Origin of the sequence: Arthrobacter sp. HMWF013 (assembly GCF_003061105.1) — a bacterium.
Lineage (GTDB): Bacteria > Actinomycetota > Actinomycetes > Actinomycetales > Micrococcaceae > Arthrobacter.
Genome location: NZ_QAIQ01000012.1, coordinates 1 through 6,197 on the forward strand (window position 1 = coordinate 1; position 6,197 = coordinate 6,197).

Genomic DNA, 6,197 nt, shown 5'->3' on the forward strand with positions numbered 1-6,197 from the left:
CCCGGCGAGCGGGCCTGCGAGCCCTGCAAGGACGATGCCCAGCGGCGCGATGATGCTGTCCGGCCAGCGGATGAGACCTGCGAGGAGCGCCACCGCGGCGCTGATGGCCGCCACCAGCAGCATTTCCTTCACGCCGGTGAACCGGGCACCGGCGATCCAGCCCGAACCAAGGCAGGAGAGGAGGACTCCGGCACAACACCCCAGCGTGGATTCCAGCCGCTGCGCCTGGCCGGTGCCGCGGATCAGCTGCACCACAAAGACCGCCATCATGCCCAGGGCAATGAAGCCGGGGGTCCAGTCAAGGTAGCCGGGGGCCGGAACGAAACTGGCTGCAAGGGCAGCACCCGCGCCCGGCAGGCCGATCACGGCAGCGAGGGTCTTTTTGGCCGGAATCCGCAGGAAGTGGGGCCAACCGACCCCCACAGCCAAGGCAATGACGACTGCGACGGCGGTCAGCGCCTCGCGGGAGGGGTACACGCCGGCGATGATCACCCCCAGGCCCGCGATGCCGGCCAGGCCGATCACCCACGATCCCAGGCGGACCGGTGCCTGCACCCCCGCGGTCATAGGGAATCCCTCCGGCTGAGGGGCTTTGACCCTGCGCTCACTGTGTTGCCTTCCCCTGCTGGCTCTGGACCGGGCGGCTCCGCCCCGGGTGGCAGGGACTGGTGCCCCCACGGCTCAATCCTGCCTTATGTGACCCTCATATGTCGCAAAACGAATGTCTTTGAAGGCCGGATCCGTGGCTGCGGAAGTGCCGTTAGGTATACTCAGAGTTCAGCTACGCTTCCTGCTACGGTTGCCGGCCGGATAGATCCTTACCCGGTCCAGACAGCAGCAGTGAGACAGTACCGGCCGGTGAAAACCCGGTTCAGTCGCCCAAAGATGCGCGGACGCCCCATGGAGGAACAATGTCGCACATCCTGCTCTTGACGAACAGCACCGGCTCATCGGTAGACATTCTGCCTGCCCTCGAATTGCTGAACCACCGCGTGCATATCCTCGCCGCCGAGCCCACCGCCCTGCTCGAGACAGACCCCTGCGATATTGTCCTGCTGGATGCCCGCAAAGACCTGGTCGGCGCCCGCTCCCTGACCCAGCTTCTGAAAGCCACCGGCCTCAGCGCTCCCCTGGTCCTGATCCTGACCGAGGGCGGCATGGCAGCTGTTTCCTCGGCCTGGGCCGTGGATGACATCGTGCTCGACTCTGCCGGGCCTGCCGAGGTGGAGGCCCGGATCCGCCTCTCGGTAGCCCGTGCCGTCCCGGACAAGGACGAAACCCCCAGCGAAATCCGCGCGGCCGGCGTCGTCATCGACGAAGCGAGCTACACCGCCCGCGTCAACGGCGCTCCCCTGAACCTGACGTTCAAGGAATTCGAACTCCTCAAGTACCTGGCCCAGCACCCCGGCCGCGTATTCACCCGCCAGCAGCTGCTCACCGAAGTGTGGGGCTACGACTACTACGGCGGCACCCGCACCGTGGACGTCCACGTCCGGCGCCTGCGCGCAAAACTCGGCGCCGACCATGAAAACCTGATCAGCACGGTCCGCAACGTCGGCTACCGCCTGACACTGGTCCGGCAGCAGGAAGACGAACTGACCGAGGCCTGACGCCACAGTCATTGCAGAAAGCAACAGCCCCGGACCAGTGGTCCGGGGCTGTTGCTTTGATCTGTGGAGGACATACGGGTCGAACGTATCGAGGCCACCCCACTGGTGGATCCCCCTCGTTCCCGGCCGGTTCTGCCGGGTGAGATAACGACTATACGGGCGGATCCCGCCGGCCACAAAATCGGCCGCCTCCGGCCGGGGCGTATAGCCTAGCCTCATGAGTCCTGCGCATCCGGAAAAATGGCCCGTCCTCGTTGTCCACGGCGGCGTGGACGACCAACTGCTGAAGGACTGCCTGGCGCTCCTCGCGGCCGCCGGGGAATCCGACGGCAACCCCTCACTGTCCGAGCAGACTGTGATCATGCTCCGTGCCGGCGATACCGCTGGACACCCTCTCCTGACCCTTGCCCTCTACGCCCCGGACGAGGACTCGGATCCGTCCTCCGGCCAGGACCTGGCAGGGTTCGCGGTGGTGGTCGGGGAACCGGACGGCAGCGGCGTGCTGGAAATCGCCGTCCATCCCAGCTACCGGAACCAGGGTGTTGCGGACCGGCTGGTGGGCGCGCTGAAAGCCGATCGCGGCCTGGACGGGCTGAGGGCCTGGTCCCACGGCAACCACGAGGCGGCGGCGGACCTCGCTGCACGGTACGGCTTCGGGCCCGTGCGCGAACTGTGGAAGATGCGGCTGACCACCGCCACGGCAGACCTGCCCGACGCCGGCCTCCCGGACGGGGTGACCTTGCGCGCGTTCGTTCCGGGCCAGGACGAGGACAACTGGCTGGCGGCGAACCGTGCCGCGTTTGCCCACCATCCCGAGCAGGGCTCCATGACCCGGGCGGACCTGGAAGCCCGGATGGCGGAGGACTGGTTCGATCCGGCAGGTTTCCTCCTGGCCGTGGACGCCGACGGCGGGCTGCTGGGATTCCACTGGACCAAGGTGCACCCGCGCCACGGCGATCACCCGGCCATCGGCGAGGTCTATGCCGTGGGCGTGACCCCCGCGGCGCAGGGCATGGGCCTCGGCAAGGCCCTCACGGTCGCCGGAATCAGGTACCTGCAGAACCTCGGCCTGCACGCAGTGATGCTCTACACGGACGCCGACAATGCCGCCGCCGTTTCGCTCTACCGTGGCCTGGGCTTTACGCGCTGGGACATGGACGTGATGTACGGGCCCCTGGCCGCAGTCCAGCTTGGGCTGGAGCAAGCCCCCTGAGTTAGCCCACTCGCCGGATGAACACCTTGTATGGGCGTGAATTCAAGGCTTCATGCCGGCGATTGATTGTAAGGTTGGTAGAGAACCGCGCAGGCAGCAGGCCAGCACCACGCGCCCAGGTAAAAGCGCCAGCCAACAAGGAGAGACCATGAAACCGGAACCCGCCGGAACAGTCACGTCCAAGGGCGCTTCAGTGCCAGTGCGGGCACGCTTCGGCTCATCCGAAGTCCCGGCCTCGCGCGCAACACAGGACCGGATCGACATCCCCGAGTTCGCCCCCAACCTCGTCCCCGAAGGTGACATCCGGCCTGACCGGTTCCTGGACCGGGAACTGAGCTGGCTCGCGTTCAACTCCCGGGTCCTGGAGCTCGCGGAGGATCCCACACTCCACCTGCTGGAGCGCGTTGCTTTCCTCTCCATCTTTGCGTCCAACCTGGACGAGTTCTTCATGGTCCGGGTGGCAGGCCTGAAGCGCCGCATCGCCACCGGCCTGGCTGTGCCTTCCCCCGCCGGACTCAGCCCCGTGGAAGTGCTGGAAGAGATCGGCGACGAAGCCCACCGCCTCCAGCAGCGCCATGCCCAGGTCTATGCGGAGCAGATCCGCCCGGCCCTCGCCTACGAGCACATCCACCTGATGCACTGGGATGAACTGGACGACGCCGCCAAGCAGCAGCTCAGTGCCATGTTCGCCGAAAAGGTCTTCCCGATCCTGACGCCGCTGGCCGTGGATCCGGCCCACCCCTTCCCCTACATCTCGGGCCTGTCGCTGAACCTGGCCGTGGTGGTACGCAACCCCGTCAGCGATAAGGAGCTGTTCGCCCGCGTCAAGGTTCCGGACCAGCTGCCCCGCCTGATCTCCATCGACGGCCCCCGGGCCGGCGCCGTGGCGGGCCGGGTGGCGCGTTTCATCGCCCTTGAAGAAGTCATTGCCGTGCACCTGGACAAGCTCTTTGCCGGGATGGAGGTCCTGGAGCACCACATCTTCCGCGTCACCCGCAATGAGGACCTGGAAGTGGAAGAGGACGACGCCGAGAACCTCCTCCAGGCCCTGGAGAAGGAACTGCTGCGCCGCCGGTTCGGCCCTCCCGTCCGCCTTGAGGTAACCAACGACATCAACCCCAACATCCGGGCCCTGCTGATCCGCGAGCTCGGAGTGGAAGAGTCCGAGGTGTACTCGCTCCCGGCTCCGCTGGACCTCCGCGGGCTCTCGGTCATTGCCGGCATTGACCGGGCCGATCTGCACTATCCCAAGCACATGCCGCACACGTCCCGGTACCTCAACGAGTCCGAGACCTCCAAGGCCGCCAATGTCTTCTCGGCCATGCGCCGCCGCGACATCCTGCTGCACCACCCCTATGACTCCTTCTCCACGTCGGTGCAGGCGTTCCTGGAACAGGCCGCCGCCGACCCCAAGGTCCAGGCGATCAAGCAGACCCTGTACCGGACCTCCGGCGACTCCCCCATCGTTGACGCCCTGATCGACGCCGCCGAGGCCGGCAAGCAGGTGCTGGCCCTCGTGGAGATCAAGGCCAGGTTCGATGAGCAGGCCAACATCTCGTGGGCGCGCAAGCTCGAACAGGCCGGCGTCCATGTGGTGTACGGGATCGTGGGCCTGAAGACGCACTGCAAGCTCTCGCTCGTGGTCCGCCAGGAGGTGGACGGCCTTCGCCGCTATTGCCATATCGGTACCGGCAACTACCACCCCCGCACCGCGCGCTATTACGAGGACCTGGGCCTGCTGACGGCCAACGAGCAGGTGGGCGAGGATCTTTCCAAGCTCTTCAACCAGCTCTCCGGCTACGCGCCGAAGTCCACGTTCAAACGCCTGCTGGTGGCTCCCCGCTCTGTCCGCTCGGGGCTGATCGACCGCATCGAGACCGAGATCCGCAACGCCCGCGCCGGACTGGCTGCAAGGGTCCAGATCAAGGTCAACTCCATGGTGGACGAGGCAATCATCGACTCCCTCTACCGCGCGTCCCAGGCCGGCGTGATGGTGGACATCATTGTCCGCGGCATCTGCTCCCTGCGTCCGGGCGTTCCGGGCCTCAGCGAGAACATCACCGTGCGTTCGGTGCTGGGCCGTTTCCTGGAGCACTCGCGGGTGTTCGCGTTCGCCAACGGCGGGGACCCGGTGGTCTACATCGGCTCGGCCGACATGATGCACCGGAACCTGGACCGCCGGGTTGAAGCCCTGGTCCAGCTGTCCAATGCCGACGACATCACCTACGTCCTTGACCTCCTGCGGCGGTACATGGATCCGGAAACGGCCAGCTGGCACCTTGACAACCAGGGCCTGTGGGCGCGCCACCACATCGCGGATGACGGCACCCCGCTGGATGACATCCAGTCCTGGCTGCTCGCATCGCGCCCCCGCCAGCGCACGCTGAGCCGGCGGTAGGGCTGCGGCGTTGGCAAGCGACACCCTGGCAGCAGACCAGACAGACCATCCCGGTGAGGCGGTCGCGGTTGTGGCCGCGGGCGCTGTGCCCTGGCGCGTCAATTCGAACGGCCTTGAGGTCCTCCTGATCCACCGGCCCCGGTACGACGACTGGTCATGGCCCAAAGGCAAGATCGACGACGGCGAAACGCTTCCTGAGTGCGCGGCGCGTGAGGTCCAGGAGGAGATCGGGCTGTCCGCTGCCCTCGGAATCCCCCTGCCGCCCATCCACTATCACGTGGCGTCCGGGCTGAAGGTAGTCCATTACTGGGCCGTCCACGCCAACGGGGCCCGGCTCCTGCCGGACGGCAAGGAAGTGGACAGCATCATGTGGTGCGCGCCGGAAAAGGCAGCCGCACTGCTGTCCAACCCGTCCGACGTCGTTCCCCTGGAGCATCTCAAGGCCGCCCATCAAAAAGGCGAACTCGAAACCTGGCCGTTTATTGTGGTGCGGCATGCGAAGGCCAAGCCCCGCTCGTCCTGGTCCAAAGCCGAGGGTGAGCGCCCCTTGGCGGCCACCGGCATCAGGCAGGCGCAGGCGGTGGGCCGGCTGCTGCAGGCCTGGTGGCCGCCGCGTGTGGTCACCAGCCCCTGGCGGCGCTGTGTGTCCACCGTGGCTCCCTACTCGCGGGCATCGGGAGCGAAGGTCAAACTCGTGGATGCGCTGACCGAACACCGTCACGCCAGGACGCCCAAGAAAACGGCATCGGTGATCGCCTCCTTGCTGGAAAAGCAGCAGGCCGTCGCCGTCTGCACGCACCGGCCTGCCCTGCCCACCGTCCTCAGCCAGTTGGGCAAACACATGTCGCCGCGGCTGCGGGCCCTCCTGCCCTCCTCTGACCCGTACCTGACGCCCGGAGAGATGCTGGTCTGCCATGTGGCGGTGGGCCGGAAGAACCGGATCGTGGCGGTGGAGCAGTTCAAACCGTTTGATGAC

At 66.6% G+C, this 6,197-nt stretch carries 5 protein-coding genes; 4 read left to right on the plus strand and 1 reads right to left on the minus strand.

The window, feature by feature from the left end:
• On the minus strand, window positions 1–567 hold a 567-nt coding region (locus DBR22_RS00420), incomplete at its 3' end, for a permease (protein ID WP_108597275.1).
• Between the two features lie 344 nt (window positions 568–911).
• On the opposite strand from DBR22_RS00420, the gene DBR22_RS00425 reads away from it, so the two are divergent.
• The 4 genes from DBR22_RS00425 to DBR22_RS00440 form a co-directional block, all read left to right on the plus strand.
• On the plus strand, window positions 912–1,610 hold the full coding sequence (locus tag DBR22_RS00425) for a winged helix-turn-helix transcriptional regulator (RefSeq protein WP_108597271.1): 699 nt from the start codon (window positions 912–914) through the stop codon (window positions 1,608–1,610).
• A 217-nt stretch (window positions 1,611–1,827) separates the two neighbouring features.
• Complete coding sequence (gene mshD / locus DBR22_RS00430; RefSeq protein ID WP_108597272.1) at window positions 1,828–2,823, plus strand: mycothiol synthase; 996 nt, start codon at window positions 1,828–1,830, stop codon at window positions 2,821–2,823.
• Window positions 2,824–2,971: 148 nt separating this feature from the next.
• Window positions 2,972–5,221: an RNA degradosome polyphosphate kinase gene (locus tag DBR22_RS00435; RefSeq protein ID WP_108597273.1), complete on the plus strand. Its 2,250-nt coding sequence runs from the start codon at window positions 2,972–2,974 to the stop codon at window positions 5,219–5,221.
• Between the two features lie 10 nt (window positions 5,222–5,231).
• Window positions 5,232–6,197, plus strand: a 966-nt coding sequence (locus DBR22_RS00440) for an NUDIX hydrolase (RefSeq protein ID WP_108597274.1), incomplete at its 3' end; no start/stop codon positions are given.

What these genes read in the sequence shown, in the direction of transcription:
- mshD (WP_108597272.1), top strand. Translation starts at nt 1,828, where the DNA reads ATGAGTCCTGCGCATCCGGAAAAATGGCCCGTCCTCGTTGTCCACGGC.
- DBR22_RS00425 (WP_108597271.1), top strand. Translation starts at nt 912, where the DNA reads ATGTCGCACATCCTGCTCTTGACGAACAGCACCGGCTCATCGGTAGAC.
- DBR22_RS00435 (WP_108597273.1), top strand. Translation starts at nt 2,972, where the DNA reads ATGAAACCGGAACCCGCCGGAACAGTCACGTCCAAGGGCGCTTCAGTG.